Below are 18,062 nucleotides of genomic sequence, written 5' to 3' on the forward strand. Positions count from 1 at the left end.
CGTCGAGCGTAGTCCGCGCCGCGCCGTGCGGGGGCGCGGCGGGCGGGCCGCGCCGGGTGTCGCCCGAGGACGGTCCCGGGTGCCGGGACGCGACGGGGCCCGCGACAGTGCTGTCGCGGGCCCCGCAGCGCGCTGTCGGTCTACAGGTACTGACCGGTGTTGCTGGCGGTCTCGATCGACCGGCCGGCCTCCGTGCCCTTGCCGCCGGAGACGAGCGTACGGATGTAGACGATCCGCTCGCCCTTCTTGCCGGAGATCCGGGCCCAGTCGTCCGGGTTGGTCGTGTTGGGCAGGTCCTCGTTCTCCCGGAACTCGTCGACGCAGGCGTCGAGGAGATGCTGCAGGCGCAGACCCTTGCGACCGGAGGTGAGGAACTCCTTGATGGCCATCTTCTTGCCCCGGTCGACGATGTTCTGGATCATCGCGCCGGAGTTGAAGTCCTTGAAGTAGAGGACTTCCTTGTCACCGTTGGCGTAGGTCACCTCGAGGAAGCGGTTCTCCTCGGTCTCGGAGTACATCCGCAGCACGACCGCGTCGATCATCGCCGCGACGGTGGCCTGGGGATCGCCGCCGTGCTCGGTCAGGTCGTCGCCGTGCAGCGGCAGGCCCGTGAGGATGTACTTCGAGAAGATGTCCTTGGCGGCCTCGGCGTCCGGCCGCTCGATCTTGATCTTCACGTCGAGCCGGCCGGGTCGCAGGATGGCCGGGTCGATCATGTCCTCCCGGTTGGAGGCGCCGATGACGATGACGTTCTCCAGGCCCTCCACGCCGTCGATCTCGCTGAGCAGCTGGGGGACGATGGTGTTCTCCACGTCCGAGGAGACGCCGGAGCCACGGGTCCGGAAGATCGAGTCCATCTCGTCGAAGAACACGATGACCGGGGTGCCCTCGCCCGCCTTCTCCCGGGCCCGCTGGAAGATCAGCCGGATGTGCCGCTCGGTCTCGCCGACGTACTTGTTGAGCAGCTCCGGGCCCTTGATGTTGAGGAAGAAGCTGGTGTGCCTCTCCTTGCCCAGCCGCTCGGCGATCTTCTTGGCCAGGGAGTTCGCCACCGCCTTGGCGATGAGCGTCTTGCCGCAGCCGGGCGGCCCGTAGAGCAGGATTCCCTTGGGCGGGCGGAGCTGGTGCTCGCGGAACAGGTCGGCGTGCAGGAAGGGCAGCTCCACCGCGTCGCGGATCTGCTCGATCTGCGACTGGAGGCCGCCGATGTCGGTGTAGTCGACGTCGGGCACCTCCTCCAGGACCAGCTCCTCGACCTCGCTCTTCGGGATCCGCTCGTACGCGTACGCCGAGCGGGGCTCGATCATGAGCGAGTCACCGGCCCGGATCGGCGAACCGATCAGGGTCTCGGCGAGGTGCACGATCCGCTCCTCGTCGGAGTGGGACACGACCAGCGCCCGGTCGCCCGGTGCGCCGTCGGGGCCCGCGAGGATCTCCTTGAGCATCACCACCTCGCCGACCCGCTCGAAGCCGAACGCGTCGACGATGTTGAGCGCGTCGTTGAGCAGGACCTCCTGGCCGCGCCGCAGTTCCGCGACGTCCAGCGAGGGTGAGACGGCGACCCGGAGCTTGCGCCCCCCGGTGAACACGTCCACCGTGCCGTCCTCGTGCGCCGCCAGGAAGACACCGTAGCCACTCGGCGGTTGCGCGAGGCGGTCGATCTCCTCCTTGAGCGTCACGATCTGCGCCCGGGCCTCCTTGAGAGTGCCGACGAGCCGTTCGTTGTTCTCGGTCAGCCGCGCCAACTGTGCCTGGGTGGCCGCCAGCCGCTCTTCGAGCTGCCGGACGTGTCGGGGGCTTTCGGTCAACTTGCGCCGCACCAGAGCGAGTTCCTCTTGAAGGAACGCGACCTGCGTGGAGAGATCGTGGGCCTCCTTCTCCCACCGTGCGGCGCGCGAGTCCGCGTCGTCGCTGCGTGCCACGTCCCACCTCCCCGGGGGGCTTGAACGTTCTGCCCTAACACTAGCCGCTATGAGGCCGATTCGGTCCCACGCAACGCCCTCGTCACCGAACCTTGATCGCCAAGGGTGGCCGCAGGGGCGGGTCCGGGCGTTCGGGTACCGTCGTGGCGTGGGACGGGAGAACATGGGGGGTGCGCCGATGGCCGAGGTCGCGACCGACACGTTGCAGGTCTGGGTGGATCAGGACCTCTGCACGGGCGACGGCCTGTGCGTGCAGTACGCGCCGGAGGTCTTCGAGTTCGACGTCGACGGCCTGGCGTACGTCAAGGGCCCCGACGGCGAGCTCCGGCTCGCCCCGGGCAGCCGGGTGGACGTGCCCGCCCACCTGCGCCTGGAGGTGATCGACTCGGCCAAGGAGTGCCCGGGCGAGTGCATCCACGTGGTGCGCGGCAGCGACGGCGTCGAGGTCGCCGGCCCGGAGGCCGAGGACGACTGACCGCCCCCGGCCGCCCCTGACGGGGCGGCCAGGGTGTCTCACAGCACCGGACGGCCGACCACCGAGGCGACCAACCGGGCGAACTCCTCCAACCGGCCGATCTGCCCCGCCCCGCCGTCGTCGAGGGTCTTGCCGAAGCGCAGCGCGTCGTGCCGGGGCGCCCCGCCGGCCTCGTCGCCCGGCGGCGCCTCGTCCAGCGAGGTGAGCAGCAGGTACACGTCGATGCTGTCGACCCGGATCCCGCCGTCGTCGCCCCGGGTGAGCCGCCGCCGGCAGCCCACCTCGGTGACGCTGGACACCGGCACCACCCGCAGCGACGAGGTCATCGACCCGGGCGGCCCCTCCCCCGGCGGCACGTCCTCGCCGTGCCACAGCACGAGGCGGCTGCCGTCGCAGACCACCACCTCCTGCCACACCCCGTTGACCTCGTTGACGAAGCGTTCCAGGGTGAAGCCGAGCACGGACGCGCCGCGCAGCACCCCGCCGAGGGCCTCCAGGGCGACGTCCGGGTCCCGCAGGTAGGCCCGGGCCGCCGATTCCAGGTCGGTGTAGGGCGACCAGTCGGGGAAGACCGCCGGAACGTCCTGACCGCCGAAGCCGGGCTGACTCACGATGCCGCCCCCCACCCGCCGCCGTCACCGGTCCGGGCTGCGCCGGTCCGGGCCGTCCGCTCGCCCACGCCACCTCCCGCCGGCCCGCCGGGCCGCGTCCCGCCCGACCCGGTCGCCCGACCGCTCACGCCCGACCGTCCCGCTGGCTGGTCACGGCGTGTCCCGCTCCTCCGTGGCCTCGGGCAGCGCCCCGGCGGCCGTGGCCGCGACGGCCTGCCGGGCCGCTTCGGCCTCCCGCAGCGCCTGCCGCCGCTCGGCGTACGCCTCGGCGCCCTTGCTGGGTTTGCGCCGCCGCGGCGGCGCGGTCACCCCCGGGGCGAGCCTGCGGGCGGAGACCAGGAACGCGGTGTGCGCGATCATCCGGTGGTCGGGGCGCACGGCCAGGCCCTCGGCGTGCCAGTCCCGCACCAGCGACTCCCAGGCGCGCGGCTCGGTCCAACCGCCGCGCTCACGCAGCGCCTCCACCAGCTCGGACAGTTGCGGGGTGGTGGCCACGTACCCGATGAACACCCCGCCGGGCAGCAGTGCCCGTTCGACCATGTCGAGGGTCTCCCACGGCGTCAGCATGTCCAGGATGATCCGGTCGAAGCCCGTCTCGGCGCACCCGGCCACGTCACCGACGTGCAGGTTCCAGGCCGGGTGCGGGCCGTCGAAGAACGCCTCGACGTTGCGCCGGGCGATCTGGGCGAAGTCGTCGCGCACCTCGTAGGAGTGCAGCTCGCCGGTGGCGCCGACGGCCCGCAGCAGCGAGCAGCTCAGCGCCCCGGAGCCGGCGCCGGCCTCCAGCACCTTCGCGCCGGGGAAGATGTCGCCCATGGCGACGATCTGCGCCGAGTCCTTCGGGTAGATCACCTGGGCGCCACGGGGCATGGACAGCACGTAGTCCGACAGCAGCGGACGCAGCGCGAGGAACGCGGTCCCGCCGCCGGAGGTGGTCACGACGCTGCCGTCGGGCAGCCCGATCAGCGCGTCGTGCTCCAGGATGCCCCGGTGGGTGTGGAACGCCTTGCCGGGCTCCAGGGTGACCGTGTGCATCCGACCCTTCGGGTCGGTCAGCTGCACCCGGTCGCCGGTGCGGAACGGCCCCCTGCGATGGCTCCGGCCCGGCGCGTCTGACGCCGCGCCGGGACCCGGAGGCGGCGGCACGGGCGGCGGCGCCGGGGTGTCGGCAGGCACCGGTGTGCCAGGGTCGGCCGGCAGGGCGGAGGGATGTGCGGTCACGTGTTCATCTTCCGTTTGGGTTCCAGGAGCTGCGCCAGATCCGCGATGTGCAGAACGCCGACGACATCTTCGCCTGCCGTCACGACGTACTGCGCGCCCGGGTGGGTCTGCACGGCCTCCATCACCGCTTCGCCGTCCAGGCCGACCGGCAGGCCGGGCAGGGCGGCCAGGGAGCGGGACACCGCGTCGACGGCGATCCACGCCCGCCGTTGCGGCGGCACCGCGGCGGCGGCGACCGGGTCGAGCAGGGCCACCGGCCGGCCGGAGCCGTCGGTGACGACGAGGGCCGCGTCGGGCCGGGGGCCCTCTGCGCGGCGGCGCTGCGCCTCGGCCAGCGGGGTGCCGGTGGGCACCGGGAGGACCGGGCGGGCCAGCCGGCGCAGGTCGATCAGCGGGAACCGGCGGCTGATCCGGGCCAGGCGCACGGACTGCCCGGCACCGCGCCACAGGGTGAACGCGACCAGCAGCATCAGCGGCAGCGCCAGCGGCACCAGCAGCCGGTTGACCGTCAGCACGACGACCAGCGCGGCGGTGCCGACGGCGACGGCCCGGCCGACCCAGCCGGCGACCTCGGTGCCGGTGTGCCGGTCCCGGGTCAGCGCCCACACGGCGGCACGCAGCGCCCGGCCGCCGTCCAGCGGCAGCCCGGGCAGCAGGTTGAACACCGCGACGATGACGTTGCTCACCGCGAGCTGGAAGGCGAGCTGGTTGACCAGGGTGCGGTCGGGCAGGGCCAGGGTGGCGACCACGGCGGCGGCGCCGAGCGCCGCGGAGACCGCCGGTCCGGCCAGCGACACCAGCAGGTCGATCCGGGGGCTGGGGGCGTCGCGGTCCATCTCGGTGTACCCGCCGAGCAGCTCCAGGGTGATCCCCCGCACACCGATGCCGAAGCGGCGGGCGGTCAGGGCGTGGCCCAGCTCGTGCAGCAGCACCGAGCCGAGCAGCGACACCACGAACCCGAAGCCGATCAGGTAACCGCCGAGCTGGGACAGGTCGAGCTGGCGGCGGGCGAACTCGGCGTACAGGACGGTGACCAGCAGGGTCAGCAGCACCATCGACCCGTTGAGGTGCAGGGGGACCCCGAACACCCGGCCGACGGTGATTCCGGCGGACCGCTGGGGCCGCCGTGGCGGCCGGGTCGTCTGCTGCTCCATCGCCCCGATGCTACGTACCCGCCGCCGGCACCCACCGCTCGGAGCGGCGGGGCCGGGGTTGTCGGACCGGTGGCCTAACCTTCCGGGCATGACGGCGGAACCGGTGATCGACCAGCAGCAGGCGCGGGCCACGGCGGAGGTGCCGGCCACGGTCCGGGCGTCGCTGTCGCCGTCGCGGGCGGCCGACTTCAAGACCTGCCCGCTGCTCTACCGGTTCCGCAGCATCGACCGGCTGCCCGAGCGGCCCAGCGTGGAGCAGGCCCGGGGCACGCTGGTGCACGCGGTGTTGGAGCGGCTGTTCGACCTGCCGGCGGCCGGGCGCACCCCGGAGGCGGCCGGCGACCTGGTGGGCCCGCAGTGGGACCGGCTGGTCACCGAGCAGCCGGAGCTGGCCGGCCTGTTCGACGCCGGCGACCCGGTCGGCACGGCCGAGTTCCTGCGCGCGGCGGCCGGGCTGCTGGAGGGCTACTTCGCGGTGGAGGACCCGCGCCGGCTGGAGCCGGCCGAGCGGGAGACGCTGATCTCCGCCGTGGTCGACGACGAGCTGCTGATCCGGGGCTACCTCGACCGGCTGGACGTGGCCCCGGACGGGGCGCTGCGGGTGGTCGACTACAAGACCGGCGGTGCGCCCCGGGAGGCGTTCGAGGCCCGGGCGCTGTTCCAGCTTAAGTTCTACGCGCTGGTGCTGTGGCGCACCCGTGGCGTGGTGCCCCGGGTTTTGCGGCTGCTCTACCTCAAGGACGCCGAGGTCTGCGACTACGCCCCCGACGCCGACGAGCTGCTGCGCTTCGAGCGGACGGTGGTGGCGCTGTGGCAGGCGATCGAGACGGCCACCGCCCGGCAGGACTTCCGGCCCCGCCCGAGCCGGCTCTGCGACTGGTGCAACCACCAGGCGCTGTGCCCGAGCTTCGGCGGCACCCCGCCGCCGTTCCCGGCCGCCGGCGCCGCGGACCCGCTGGTCGACGCCCGGTCCCGGCCCGCGCCGCCCGGCGCGGACGAGTAGGCATCCTCCCTGAGGAGGAGACCGGGTTCACCGCTGGCGACGATCGATCGCGCGTGGCGGCGGCTAGCGTTCCGGTATGACCGCAGGGCCGAGGGCGTTGCTGCGCCGCCACCCGCTCGCCGCCGACGCGCTGTCCGCCGTCGCCCTGGTGCTGCTGGACACCGTGCTCGTCCTGCTCACCCCGCAGGAGTTCCAGCCCGGCCCGGTGCCCGGCGCGGTCGGCTGGAGCGTGCTGTGCGCCGCCCCGGTGGCGCTGCGCCGGGTCGCCCCGTGGCCGGCGGTGGCCGCCGCCGTGGCCACCCTCGCCCTGCCGGCGCTGCTCGGGCCCGCCCCCACCACGCAGAGCCTCACCTTCGTGGTGCTCACCTACACGATGGCGGCGCACCGGCCGGTGCGGACCGCCGCGGCGGCCACGGTCGTGCTGTGGCTGCCGGTGGCGGCGGTCAACGTCCTCGCCCCCGTCGACGATGCGGTGCTCGAGGTCGGCCCGGCGTACCTGGTGCTCAACAACCTGCTCACCGCCGTGGTGGCGTACGCGGTGGGGCGGGCGGTGCACGCCCGGCGCGCCTCCACGGAGGCGCTGCGGGAGCGGGCCCGCTCCGCCGAGCAGAACCAGCGGTCCCTGGCCGAGCAGGCCGTCGCCGACGAGCGGCGCCGCATCGCCCGGGAGCTACACGACGTGGTGGCCCACCACGTGAGCGTGATGGGGGTCCTCGCCACCGGCGCCCGGCGGGTGCTGCGCCGGGACCCGGACGCCGCCGACGAGGCGATCGCCACGATCGAGGACACCAGCCGGGCCACCCTGCGGGAGATGCGCCGGCTGCTCGACGTGCTGCGCACCGACGCCGAACCGGCCGCCGACCTGGCCCCGCAGCCCGGCCTGGCCGGCATCGAGATCCTGGTGGAGCAGGTGCGCGAGGCCGGCCTGCCGGTCACGCTGCGCACCGAGGGCACGCCCGGGCCGCTGGAGGAGGGGGTCGCGCTGACCGTCTACCGGATCGTGCAGGAGGCGCTGACCAACGCGCTCAAGCACGCCGGGGACGCCACCGCCGTGGTCCGGCTGACCTTCGGCGCGGCGTTCCTGGCCGTCGAGGTGACCGACACCGGCCGGGGTCCGGGGCCGGTTCCGGACCGGATCGGACACGGCCTGGTGGGCATGCGGGAGCGGGTCGGCCTCTACGGCGGAACGCTGCGCACCGGGGCCCGCCCGGGCGGCGGCTACCGGGTGTACGCGAGGATTCCGGTGGAGCAGTTCGGGGCGGTGCCGGCGTGACCGGGGACCGCGCCACGACCAGGGGGCCCGCGGCGGGCCCGACACGACGGGGGGACAGGCGATGAGCGACGGCGCGACGACGGCGCGGCCGGTGCGGATCCTGCTCGCCGACGACCAGCCACTGCTGCGCACCGGCTTCCGGATGGTGCTGGGCTCAGAGGAGGACCTGGACATCGTGGCCGAGGCCGGCGACGGCCTGGAGGCGGTGGAGCTGTCCCGCCGGCTGCTGCCCGACGTGGTGCTGATGGACATCCGGATGCCCCGGATGGACGGGGTCGCCGCGACCCGGGCCATCGTCGACGCCCGGCTGCCGGTGCGGGTGCTGATCCTGACCACGTTCGACCTCGACGAGTACGTGGTGGGGGCGCTGCGCGCCGGGGCCAGCGGCTTCCTGGCCAAGGACGTGCCGGCGGAGGACCTGGTCACGGCGATCCGCACGGTCGCCGCCGGGGAGGCGGTGGTGGCCCCGCGGATCCTCAAGCGGCTGCTGGACCGCTTCGCCGACGTGCTGCCCGACCCGGCTGCCGCCCCGCCGAAGGCGCTCAACACGCTCACCGACCGCGAGCGGGAGGTGCTCGTGCAGGTGGCCCGGGGGCTGTCCAACGCGGAGATCGCCCGGGCACTGTCGGTCAGCGAGACCACCATCAAGACCCACGTCGGGCACGTGCTGACCAAGCTGGGGCTGCGCGACCGGGTGCAGGCCGTGGTGCTGGCGTACGAGTCGGGCCTGGTGCGTCCCCGGGCGTAGCCGTGGCGGCCTCGGGCCCGCCGCCCCGCGTACCGGCGGGGTCACCACCCGGGCGACGAAAGTGTTGTGGTCGTCACCTACCGTGACCACAGGCGGGTGGTCGCGGTTTGACCCTGACGTGGCGCGAGGTCCTACCGTGCGCGATGGGCGACGTGGCGCGCCGTGGTCGGAATCGGTCAGGGGCAACCCTGAGCCGGCCTCCGGGCCGACCCGCACCGGGAAATCCGCCATCGCTCCCTCCGAAGACGGACGGATCGGTGCCGGCCGGCACCGAGGATGAGGACATGCCGCACCGACCAGCGGGGGCGGTGCGGCCAGAGCAGCCCAGACGGAAGAGGTAGATGACGTGACCGCGACGATAGGCCGCCACGCGCAGGCCGCGGCCCGCGCAAGCGACGTGTGGAAGGTGTACGGCAGCGGCGAGGCGCAGGTCGTCGCGCTGCGGGGGGTGAGCGCCGAGTTCGAGCGGGGCCAGTTCACCGCGATCATGGGCCCGTCCGGGTCGGGCAAGTCGACGCTGATGCACTGCCTGGCCGGCCTGGACTCGGTCACCCGGGGCACGGTGTCGATCGGCGAGACCACGGTGACCGGGCTCGGTGACGCCGGGCTGACGAACCTGCGCCGGGACAAGGTGGGCTTCATCTTCCAGCAGTTCAACCTGCTGCCCACGCTGACGGCGAAGGAGAACATCCTGCTGCCGATGTCGATCGCCGGCCGCCGGCCGGACCCGGCCTGGTACGACACCGTGATCGACACGGTCGGGCTGCGCGACCGGCTCGACCACCGCCCGGCGCAGCTCTCCGGCGGTCAGCAGCAGCGGGTGGCGTGCGCCCGGGCGCTGGTCGCCCGCCCTGAGGTGATCTTCGCCGACGAGCCGACCGGCAACCTCGACTCCCGCTCCGGCGCGGAGGTGCTGAACTTCCTGCGCAACTCGGTACGCGAGCACGGCCAGACCATCGTCATGGTGACCCACGACCCGACCGCCGCCGCGTACGCCGACCGGGTGGTGTTCCTCGCCGACGGGCAGATCGTCTCGGAACTGATCGAGCCGACCGCCGACACGGTGCTGGACACCATGAAGAAGCTCGACACCCCGGTCATCACCGAGGTGGGGAACTGATGTTCCGGGCCACCCTCAAGAGCCTGCTGGCGCGCAAGGTGCGCCTGATCCTCTCCGGCCTGGCCGTGGTGCTCGGCGTCATGTTCGTCTCCGGCGCGTTCGTGCTCACCGACACCCTCGGCCGGTCCTTCGACGCGGTCTTCGCCGACGCGTACGCCGGCATCGACGTCAACGTCGCCGCGAAGCCGAAGATCGCCGTGGACGAGGCGGAGGGCGAGCAGGTCGCCCCCGCGTTCCCGGCCGACGTGGTGGGCCGGGTCCGGGCGGTGCCCGGCGTGGCCGAGGCCACCGGCGTGGTCAACGCCGACGGCGCGCGGTTGATCGGCAGCAACGGCAAGGTGGTCACCTCGTTCGGCCCGCCCCAGCTCGGGGAGAACTGGACCGGCGAGAGCGACCTGGTGAAGCTGCGGGAGGGCCGCGCGCCGCAGGCCGACGACGAGATCGTGGTCAACGCCGCCCTCGCGACGGCCGCCAAGGTCAAGGTGGGTGACCGGGTCGGTGCGCTGACCGCGTTCGAGTCCAAGCGCCGCGACTTCACCCTGGTCGGCACCTTCGGCTACAGCGGCGGCCGGGACTCCGTCGGCGGGGTGAACGAGATCGCGTTCACCACCCCGGCCGCACAGCGGCTGATGCTCGGCAAGCCCGACACGTTCAACAGCGTGACGGTGCGGGCCGCCGCCGGGGTGACCCCGGAGGCGCTGCGCGACGACCTGACCCGGGCACTCGGCCCCGGCTACGAGGTCAAGACCGGCGAGCAGCTCTCCACCGACGCCGCGGCCGGCCTCAAGGAGGGCCTGGCCTTCTTCAACAAGGTGCTGCTCGGCTTCGCCGCGGTGGCGCTGCTGGTCGGCACGTTCCTGATCCTCAACACGTTCTCGATCATCGTGGCGCAGCGGACCCGGGAGCTGGCCCTGATGCGGGCCATCGGGGCCAGCGGGCGGCAGATCATCGGCTCCGTGGTGCTGGAGGCCCTCGCGGTCGGGCTGATCGCCTCGGTCCTCGGCCTCGGCGCGGGCATCGGGGTGGGCGCGCTGCTGGCCTGGGCGTTCGGCACGTTCGCCGGCGGGCTGACCCTGGCCGGGCTGGGCGTGCCGCCGGCCGCCGTGGTCAGCGCCTTCGCGGTCGGCATGCTGATCACCGTGGTGGCGGCGCTGCTGCCGGCGCTGCGGGCCGCCCGCATCCCGCCGATCGCGGCGATGCAGGACGTGGCCACCCCGGACCGGCCGCTGACCCGGCTCACCGTCGCCGGCGCGGTGGTCACCGCCGTCGGTGGCGCGCTGCTGGCGGTGGGGCTGACCGGCAACGCCGGCGACGCCACGCTGTCGGTGATCCTGGGCGGGGTGCTGTTCACGTTCATCGGGGTGGCGCTGTTGACCCCGCTGTTCAGCCGCCCGGTGGTGTCCCTGCTCGGCGGGCTGTTCGCCTGGTCGGTGCCGGGCCGGCTGGGCCGGCTCAACTCGGGGCGCAACCCGCGCCGCACGGCCATCACCGCCGCCGCCCTGATGGTCGGCATCGCCCTGGTCACCGGGGTTACGGTGATCCTCGACTCGGCCAAGTCCAGCATCGCCGGCAGGGCGGCGAGCACCGTCGACGCGCAGCTGGTGATCTCCGGGGCACAGACCGGGCCCCGGCCGCCGGTGTTCGACCCGGCGGTGGTCGACCGGGCCGCCGCGGTGCCCGGGGTGAACGCGGTGGTGGGCGTCTACAACGACAACGCGATCGTCGACGGCGACCGGGCGTACGTGGTGGCGCTGACCGACCTGGCCGCGATGGGGCAGATCTACCACACCACCGCGCAGTCGGGCACGATCGCCACGCTGCGGCCGGACCAGGTGGCGCTGAGCGTCTCCGGCGCGAAGGAGCTGGGCAAGTCGGTGGGTGACCGGTTGACCGCCCAGTTCGCCCGGGGCGAGGGCCCACGCACGTACACGGTGACGGCGGTGCTGCCCGACGACCGGGCCATCGGGTCGATCATCCTGCCGAAACAGGCGGGCGCGGAGTTCACCAGCCCGCAGCCGTTCACGGCGCTGGTGCAGCTCACCCCGGGCACGACGGTGTCGCAGGTGCAGCCGCAGCTGGAGGCCCTGGTGGCGGACAGCCCAGAGGTGTCGGTGGCCGACCGGGCCACCTTCATCGAGCAGCAGACCAGCGGCTTCGACACGCTGCTCACGATGATCCAGATCCTGCTGGCGCTGGCCATCGTGATCGCCGTGCTGGGCATCATCAACACCCTGGCCCTGTCGGTACTGGAACGGACCCGGGAGCTGGGCCTGCTGCGGGCGATCGGGCTGCGCCGGGCCCAGACCATGCGGATGATCACCGTGGAGGCCGTGGTGATCTCGGTCTTCGGCGCGCTGCTCGGCGTCGTCGTCGGCGCCGGCCTCGGCGCGGCGGTGGTCCGGGCGCTCAAGGACGAGGGGATCACCGACCTGGTGCTGCCCTGGTCCCAGATCGGGATCTTCCTCGGCCTGGCCGCGCTGATCGGGGTGGTCGCGGCGGCACTGCCAGCGATCCGGGCCGCCCGGATCAACGTCCTGGGCGCGATCGCCCACGACTGAGTCGCGGGCAAGGGCCCCCTGCCACCGCCTACGACGGGGCAGGGGGCCCTTGTCGACGGTGGGTTGACGCCCCGGTCGCCCGGTGACCCCGGTCAGCCGGCAGGTCAGGCCGGCCGCTCGCCGAGCAGGGCGGCGAGCAACTCCAGGTCCACCCCGGTCAGGCTCTCCAACTGGTGTACGCCGTCGACCGGCGCGATCGACACCTCCGCCGGCACGGCCAGCACCGCCGCGCCGGCGGCCAGGGCACTGGCCACCCCGGTCGGGGAGTCCTCGATCGCCACGCACCGGGCGATCGGCACGCCGAGCAGCCGGGCGGCGGTCAGGTACGGCTCCGGGTGCGGCTTGGCCGCGTCCACCTCGTCGCCGCAGACCACCGCGTCGAAGCTGTCCCGCCCCAGGGTGTCCAGCGCCACCTCCACCAGGGGCCGAACGCTGGAGGTGACCAGGGCGGTCGGGACGCCCGCCGCGCGGACCGCGCCCAGCAGCGCCAGCGCACCGGGCCGCCAGCGCAGCCCGGTGCGGAACAGCTCCAGGATCCGCACGTCGATCCACGCCCCGCTGACCAGCGGGTCGCGGTGCGGCTGTCCGAGGTCCTCGTGCAGGATGCGCATCGAGTCGGCCATGCTGGTGCCGATCATCGCCAGGCGGGCGGCGACGGACAGGGTGCCCCCGTACTCGGCCGCCAGCTCGCGCAGGGCGACGTCCCACAGCTTCTCACTGTCGACCAGGGTGCCGTCCATGTCGAAGAGCACGGCGGCGGGATGGTGGCTGCTCAGCGGGTCCTCCAGGGTCGCGCGGTCGCCGCGATCCTCTCAGCCGGCCCGGGCCCGCCGCCGCCCGGACCCGCCCGGGGTGACCTCGGCGACCCTCCCGCGCCGGCGACCCGGTGCGCGTCTCAGCCGAGGCCGCAGGCCGACAGGCCGGACTCGTAGCCGCGGAAGAAGGAGTCCGTGCGCTGCTCGGCGGTGCCGTGCGCACCCTCGGCGAACCACGGCTGGTCGGGGTCGTCACCGACGGCGAGCAGCCCCTCCCGGAACTCCTCCAGGTCGCCGTCCTCCAGCGCCAACTGCTGGGCCTGGATCGAGCCGCCGAGGTACGCCCCGGCCATGCAGTCGGCCTGCAACTCCTGCTGGATGGTGAAGTCGTAGCGGATGCCCAGGCGCACCTGCACGCCGTGGGCGTACTCGTGGCCGAGCAGGTAGTACAGGAACGCGTCACCGACCTGCCGGAACGCCGCCACCGACCAGTTGACGTCGTAGGCGATGAAGTCGCCCGCCGAGCAGTACACGGCGTTGTTGCGCGGCAGCGCCTGCCCGCCGCAGGAGACCTCGCCCTCCCGCTGGTACGCCACGACCCGCCGGATCGGCTCGAACCGCCGGCCCGACTCCCGGAACTGCGCGGCCCAGTACACCTCGGCCTTGTCCACCGCGACGGCGAAGTCCTCCTTGAACTCGGCGACGCTGGTGGTGCCGTCGGCCCGGGTCCGCTCCGCACCCGGTGCCGCGGACCGTTGGGGCTGCTCCGGGCCGGGCTGCTGCGGCGCGCCCTCGTCCACCCCGCCGACCATGCAGCCGCCGGCCAGCACCAGCGCGGCCAGCAGACCGGCCAGCGGCCCTCGCGGCCGACGTCCCGCGCGTGCCGTCACAGCGTCCTCCCCGGTTCGTCCTCACCGGGGCGGTACCCGGGCTCCCCTTCGATCATGCCCCTCGGCGGGGCTTCCCGGTGACCCTCCGATCGGCCCGCGTCGGCACCGCCCGCCCGACGAGGGCCGGTGTCGCCCACGTCCCGGCCGGACAGGCGCGCCCGGGCAGCCGTCAGGGGCTGGCGGCGAGGAACACGAACGCGGCCAGCAGGACCAGGTGCACGCCGCCCTGGAGCAGGGTGGCCCGGCCCGGCACCACGGTCAGCACGCCCGTGACGACGGTCAACGCCAGCAACGCCAACTGCGTGCCGCCCAGCCCGAGCAGCAGCGGCCCGTCGAGCCAGATCGAGGCGATGGCGATCGCCGGAATGGTCAGGCCGATGCTGGCCATGGCCGAGCCGAGCGCCAGATTGAGGCTGATCTGCACCCGGTCGCGGCGGGCGGCGCGGGCCGCGGCCAGAGTCTCCGGCAGCAGCACCAGCAACGCGATGACCACGCCGACGAACGCCTGCGGCAGGTTGGCGGCGGACACCCCGGCCTCGATGGCCGGTGACACCATCTTCGCCAGGCCCACCACGGCGATCAGCGCCACCACCAGCAGGGCGAGGCTGGCCAGAGCGGCCCGGGGCGACGGCGGGTCGGCGTGCCCGTCCCCGTCGGCGTCGACCACGGTCCCGTCGGCGCTCACCGGCAGGAAGTAGTCGCGGTGCCGGCCGGTCTGCACCAGCACGAACAGCCCGTACAGGGCCAGCGAGGCCACGGCGGCGAAGGCGAGCTGGGCCGGGGAGAACTCCGGGCCGGGACGACTCGTGGTGAAGGTCGGCACCACCAGGCTCAGGGTGGCCAGGGTGGCCACGGTGGCCAATGCCCCACCGGTGCCCTCCGGGTTGAACACCGCCACCCGACGGCGCAGCGCGCCGAGCAGCAGGGACAGGCCGAGTATGCCGTTACAAGTGATCATGACCGCGGCGAAGACGGTGTCCCGGGCCAACGCCTGCGTCTTGTCACCGCCGCTGATCATCAGCGTGACGATGAGGGCCACCTCGATGACCGTGACCGCGACGGCGAGCACCAGCGAGCCGAACGGCTCGCCCACCCGGTGGGCGACCACCTCCGCGTGATGCACGGCGGCCAGCACCGCCCCGGCCAGGAACACCGCCACGATCACCACGACCACCGGGGGCAGTTCCCTGCCCCAGGTCGCCGCCAGGACCACGACGGCGAGCAGCGGGACGACGACGGTCCAGTCGGTGACACGGGTACGCAGGAGGGCGGGCATGCCGTCAACCCTGCCAGAAATCGTGATCATCGCCCACCTGAACCGCATCCCGCGCCCCGACGGAACCGCGCAGGTGGGAGCCGGTCCGACCGCGATGACGATCGCGAACCCCCCAATCACGCCAGACAATGCCGGGACGTCACACGGCGACGCCGCAACCCACGGCTTCTCGCATTGTGGAAAGAGAGATGAATAACCCGCACGGCGATATGCCGGCCTTCCGACGGCTACCAAGTTGTGCCGCCCGAGCACCGGGAAGACCCAGGTCGACCGACGACACCCGGCAGACCGTCGCGGCGTTCGCCGGACGACTGCGCCTGCGCTACCACTCCCAGGAGGACCTGGCCGTCCACGCCCGCCCCGGCCTGGAGGCCGCGGTCCGCACCCACGTGCCCGAGGAGATCGTCCGCCGGTTCAGCGCCCTGCCGTCCTTCCAGGACGCCCGCCACCCCACCTTCGCCGCCTGCGGCCTCGACCTCTTCGGCTGCGGCGGCGAACTGCCGGCCGGCGCGCGCCCGGGCGGCGCGACCGCCTCAGGAAGCGGCGTCCGACACCGCACAGGGAAACGTGTCCGCCGGGTCGTACGGCCGGTCGGCCAACTCGACGGCCTGCGCCCGCTCCAGCGCCTGGAAGACGTGCGCACACCGGGGCGCCAGCGTCACCAGGTCACCCGCCTCCAGCAGCGCCTCGACCCGCTCGCCCGAGTCCAGATCCAGGAAGACCCCCCGCAACCGCCCCGAGATCACATAGAGCGTCTCCGTCCGCGCCGCGTGGTAGTGGTTGCCCCGCGGCCTGCCCGCCTCCGGCAGGAACTCCAGGTACGCCAGGTAGCGGTAGCTCCCACCATCGACGATCTTGGCCAGCTCGCCCGCCGCGGACCGCACCCGCCCGCCCCCCTGCGGGATGGGCGGGGAGGTCACCGGAAGCCGCCGCAACTGCATCTTGTCCACCGGCTCATCCTAGGAACCCTCGGCCCGGTCAGCGCGCCTCCCCGACCGGCGGGACGCCGCCGCCCGACCCGGCCCCGGGAACCCGCCAGACCACCAGCTCCGTGTCCGGCACCCGCTCGGCGAACCACCCGTCCCGGGCCGCCACGGCGAGCAGGCCCCGCAGGTCGTCGTCGAACTCCGCCAGCCGCGCCCCGAACAGGTGCGGCACCGCGTCCGACCGCGAGTGCACCCACGCCACCACGTCGTCGACCGAGCGCCGCAGCACCACCCCGGACGGCGCCCGCAGCCGCCGCGGGCCGACAAAACCCGCGGCGGCCAGCACCGCGGCCTCGCCGCCCGGCGTCCCGTTCGGCAGGAACCCCCGACCGGCCCGCCGCACCGGGCCCAGATACCCGCGCACCAGTTCGGCCACCGCCGCGTACGGGGGCGCCGGGGCGGGCAACCCGGCCGTCGACACCGCTCCTTGACATCGCTGATCTGCACGAACGCCCCGCCCGGCAACAACATCCGGCGCACCGTCGCCGCGACCCGGTCCCGCTCCATCCAGTGGAAGGACTGCCCGAACACCGCCACCCGGAAGACACCCAGCCCGGCCGGCAGATCCTCCGCCCGCGCCCGCACCCACCGGACGTCACCCACGCCCGCGGCGGCGGCCCGCCGCCGCGCCCACGCCAGCATCCCGGGGTCCGGGTCGATCCCCACCGCCTCCGCGAACCACCCGGCCAGCGGCAGCGTCACCGTTCCCGGGCCGCACCCCACGTCCAGCAACCGGCCCGACCCGTCCAGGTCAAGAGCCTCCGCCAGCACCGCCGCGAAACCCTCCGCGTACGGCAGCCGCCCCCGCTCGTAGTACGCGGCGGCGCCCTCGAACAGGGACTCGTCCCAGACCCAGCCCTCCGGCACGGCCCGTTCCCCTCACCCTGACGCGGTCAGCACCGACCCACCGCGAGGCGAACCGGCCAGCCACCGTCGCCCGGACACCGCCGGCAGGTTCGTCACCACCGTGCCCCCACCGCCGCCGACCACCGCGTCACTTGGCGTTGAACTGTAACCGGGTGCCAGACGAACCGGGCAAAGGATGCCCATCGGCCGCCTGAGCTGCGCAAACACTAGGCATCGATCGTCACCTTTGGGCATCGTTGGTTGACGTTCCACGGCCTGCCGACGGCCTGACTCCTTGACCCCCAGGCAACCAACCCGGCCCCGCCACCTGCTGCTTCACTTGCTCCCATCTCCTGTGGCGGTCCCCCGCCGTGCATCCTCGTCCACCGGCGTCCGTCGCGATCGTCACCCAGATAGTCACTCAGTTGGTCGCCCACGGCGATGCTCGATAAGCCAGAGCGCTAGGCCCCCGCACGCCGCCGAGGCCGCCTTCGGCAGAATATTGATCAACCAGTCCTGCCAATCACGGGAGTGTCATGGCCAGAGCCAAAGATGAAGCGGGCGACACACGGAACGCGTTCAAGAGCCTGTTGGCGATCGGCAGCCTCAGCGGCATCGCGCTGGTTGCCATCGTGGCACTCGTTGTTCTCCTGTGCTGCGCTCCCTGCCTCTGGTATCGATCCCTCTCGCCAGACCTGCCCTTCAACTGAATCCGTCCGGCCGGCACGTCAAGCGGACCTTGACGCACGGACGGACGCTGCCGGAACAGCCTGAGTCGGTGTCGGCTCTCGTGTCACGGGCCGCGCCCCCCGGCGGACACCGCCACAGTGGCGCAGTTGACCCAACCTCGCCCGGCACGGACCCGGCTCCCGGGTTCGAAGCCGGCCACCGGCGGCACCCCTCCCCCTCCCAGGTGAGCGGTTGACCTGACCCTGACCGGCTGCGGAGCCGGCTCCTGGACGACCGGCACGCCTCGCGCGGCCACCGCCCCCATGCTTGGGGCTTGCCGCGCGAACCCGGCGCGCACCCCTCCTGCGCCGCGCTGCTCGGGCGCGACGCGGCCGGCTGCCGGCGACGGGCCTCCACCACTCTCTGAGCTACCCCGTCTGCGGCGGCCCCTCCGGGCTTTCCGCTGTCCGCGCCAGCCGCCGGGCGTGTTGCGTGGCCGGAGTCGGAGCGCCAGCGGAGCGACGGACGCGCGCCCAGGCGGCGGCGCGTGCGGCC

The 18,062-nt window shown here is 73.6% G+C and carries 16 protein-coding genes and 1 pseudogene; 7 read left to right on the top strand and 10 right to left on the bottom strand.

Features of this window, described 5'->3' with window-relative positions; translation table 11 throughout:
- Positions 1–140 precede the first annotated feature (140 nt).
- Positions 141–1,922, bottom strand: coding sequence for a proteasome ATPase (arc, locus tag C5N14_RS09310; protein ID WP_117667516.1), 1,782 nt, complete (start codon positions 1,920–1,922; stop codon positions 141–143).
- A gap of 178 nt (positions 1,923–2,100) precedes the next feature.
- Between arc and C5N14_RS09315 the strand changes: the two genes are divergently transcribed.
- On the top strand, positions 2,101–2,397 hold the full coding sequence (locus tag C5N14_RS09315; protein WP_117667519.1) for a ferredoxin: 297 nt from the start codon (positions 2,101–2,103) through the stop codon (positions 2,395–2,397).
- Between the two features lie 38 nt (positions 2,398–2,435).
- Here the strand turns inward: C5N14_RS09315 and C5N14_RS09320 are convergent, their stop codons facing one another.
- The 3 genes from C5N14_RS09320 to C5N14_RS09330 all read right to left on the bottom strand — a co-directional run bounded on the left by C5N14_RS09320 (position 2,436) and on the right by C5N14_RS09330 (position 5,317).
- Positions 2,436–3,008, bottom strand: coding sequence for a hypothetical protein (locus tag C5N14_RS09320; protein WP_117667774.1), 573 nt, complete (start codon positions 3,006–3,008; stop codon positions 2,436–2,438).
- A 150-nt stretch (positions 3,009–3,158) separates the two neighbouring features.
- Positions 3,159–4,229: a tRNA (adenine-N1)-methyltransferase gene (locus C5N14_RS09325; RefSeq protein ID WP_371685818.1), complete on the bottom strand. Its 1,071-nt coding sequence runs from the start codon at positions 4,227–4,229 to the stop codon at positions 3,159–3,161.
- Positions 4,226–5,317: a M50 family metallopeptidase gene (locus C5N14_RS09330; RefSeq protein ID WP_371685823.1), complete on the bottom strand. Its 1,092-nt coding sequence runs from the start codon at positions 5,315–5,317 to the stop codon at positions 4,226–4,228. The genes C5N14_RS09325 and C5N14_RS09330 overlap by 4 nt, the downstream gene beginning before the upstream one ends.
- 154 nt (positions 5,318–5,471) lie before the next feature.
- Between C5N14_RS09330 and C5N14_RS09335 the strand changes: the two genes are divergently transcribed.
- From C5N14_RS09335 to C5N14_RS09355, 5 genes are all read left to right on the top strand, one after another.
- Entirely contained in the window at positions 5,472–6,386 is a 915-nt protein-coding gene (locus C5N14_RS09335) for a PD-(D/E)XK nuclease family protein (protein WP_117667523.1), read from the top strand.
- 76 nt (positions 6,387–6,462) lie between these two features.
- Positions 6,463–7,659, top strand: a complete 1,197-nt coding sequence (locus C5N14_RS09340; protein ID WP_117667525.1) for a sensor histidine kinase — start codon at positions 6,463–6,465, stop codon at positions 7,657–7,659.
- A gap of 61 nt (positions 7,660–7,720) precedes the next feature.
- Positions 7,721–8,407, top strand: a complete 687-nt coding sequence (locus C5N14_RS09345) for a response regulator transcription factor (RefSeq protein ID WP_117667526.1) — start codon at positions 7,721–7,723, stop codon at positions 8,405–8,407.
- A gap of 346 nt (positions 8,408–8,753) precedes the next feature.
- Positions 8,754–9,527 carry an ABC transporter ATP-binding protein gene (locus C5N14_RS09350; RefSeq protein WP_117667528.1) on the top strand — a complete coding sequence of 258 codons (774 nt, stop codon included), beginning with the start codon at positions 8,754–8,756 and terminating at the stop codon, positions 9,525–9,527.
- The gene (locus C5N14_RS09355; protein ID WP_117667530.1) at positions 9,527–12,085 is read left to right on the top strand and encodes an ABC transporter permease; all 2,559 of its coding nucleotides are present in this window, start codon (positions 9,527–9,529) and stop codon (positions 12,083–12,085) included. The genes C5N14_RS09350 and C5N14_RS09355 overlap by 1 nt, the downstream gene beginning before the upstream one ends.
- 104 nt (positions 12,086–12,189) lie before the next feature.
- Here the strand turns inward: C5N14_RS09355 and C5N14_RS09360 are convergent, their stop codons facing one another.
- The 6 genes and pseudogenes from C5N14_RS09360 to C5N14_RS32980 form a co-directional block, all read right to left on the bottom strand.
- Positions 12,190–12,837, bottom strand: a complete 648-nt coding sequence (locus C5N14_RS09360; RefSeq protein WP_117667532.1) for an HAD family phosphatase — start codon at positions 12,835–12,837, stop codon at positions 12,190–12,192.
- A 143-nt stretch (positions 12,838–12,980) separates the two neighbouring features.
- The gene (locus tag C5N14_RS09365; protein WP_117667533.1) at positions 12,981–13,730 is read right to left on the bottom strand and encodes a neutral zinc metallopeptidase; all 750 of its coding nucleotides are present in this window, start codon (positions 13,728–13,730) and stop codon (positions 12,981–12,983) included.
- Positions 13,731–13,899: 169 nt separating this feature from the next.
- Positions 13,900–15,006, bottom strand: coding sequence for a calcium:proton antiporter (locus C5N14_RS09370; protein ID WP_117667535.1), 1,107 nt, complete (start codon positions 15,004–15,006; stop codon positions 13,900–13,902).
- A gap of 533 nt (positions 15,007–15,539) precedes the next feature.
- The gene (locus C5N14_RS09375; protein ID WP_243639381.1) at positions 15,540–15,947 is read right to left on the bottom strand and encodes a cupin domain-containing protein; all 408 of its coding nucleotides are present in this window, start codon (positions 15,945–15,947) and stop codon (positions 15,540–15,542) included.
- Between the two features lie 37 nt (positions 15,948–15,984).
- Positions 15,985–16,413, bottom strand: coding sequence for a hypothetical protein (locus C5N14_RS32975; protein WP_243639386.1), 429 nt, complete (start codon positions 16,411–16,413; stop codon positions 15,985–15,987).
- An 8-nt stretch (positions 16,414–16,421) separates the two neighbouring features.
- Positions 16,422–16,859, bottom strand: a pseudogene (locus tag C5N14_RS32980) (class I SAM-dependent methyltransferase); the annotation flags it as partial.
- Positions 16,860–17,374: 515 nt separating this feature from the next.
- Between C5N14_RS32980 and C5N14_RS32050 the strand changes: the two are divergent.
- A complete protein-coding gene (locus C5N14_RS32050; RefSeq protein WP_165878060.1) occupies positions 17,375–17,548 on the top strand; it encodes a hypothetical protein in 174 nt (57 codons plus the stop codon).
- The last annotated feature ends 514 nt before the right edge of the window (positions 17,549–18,062 follow it).

It is taken from the genome of Micromonospora sp. MW-13 (assembly GCF_003434305.1).
Taxonomy (GTDB): Bacteria; Actinomycetota; Actinomycetes; order Mycobacteriales; family Micromonosporaceae; genus Micromonospora.

Bases quoted from the DNA above. Each gene is read 5' to 3' on its own strand.
- C5N14_RS09315 (WP_117667519.1), top strand. From the start codon at position 2,101: ATGGCCGAGGTCGCGACCGACACGTTGCAGGTCTGGGTGGATCAGGAC.
- C5N14_RS09335 (WP_117667523.1), top strand. From the start codon at position 5,472: ATGACGGCGGAACCGGTGATCGACCAGCAGCAGGCGCGGGCCACGGCG.
- C5N14_RS09340 (WP_117667525.1), top strand. From the start codon at position 6,463: ATGACCGCAGGGCCGAGGGCGTTGCTGCGCCGCCACCCGCTCGCCGCC.
- C5N14_RS09345 (WP_117667526.1), top strand. From the start codon at position 7,721: ATGAGCGACGGCGCGACGACGGCGCGGCCGGTGCGGATCCTGCTCGCC.
- C5N14_RS09355 (WP_117667530.1), top strand. From the start codon at position 9,527: ATGTTCCGGGCCACCCTCAAGAGCCTGCTGGCGCGCAAGGTGCGCCTG.
- C5N14_RS09370 (WP_117667535.1), bottom strand. From the start codon at position 15,006: ATGCCCGCCCTCCTGCGTACCCGTGTCACCGACTGGACCGTCGTCGTC.
- C5N14_RS09375 (WP_243639381.1), bottom strand. From the start codon at position 15,947: ATGCAGTTGCGGCGGCTTCCGGTGACCTCCCCGCCCATCCCGCAGGGG.
- C5N14_RS32050 (WP_165878060.1), top strand. From the start codon at position 17,375: ATGGCCAGAGCCAAAGATGAAGCGGGCGACACACGGAACGCGTTCAAG.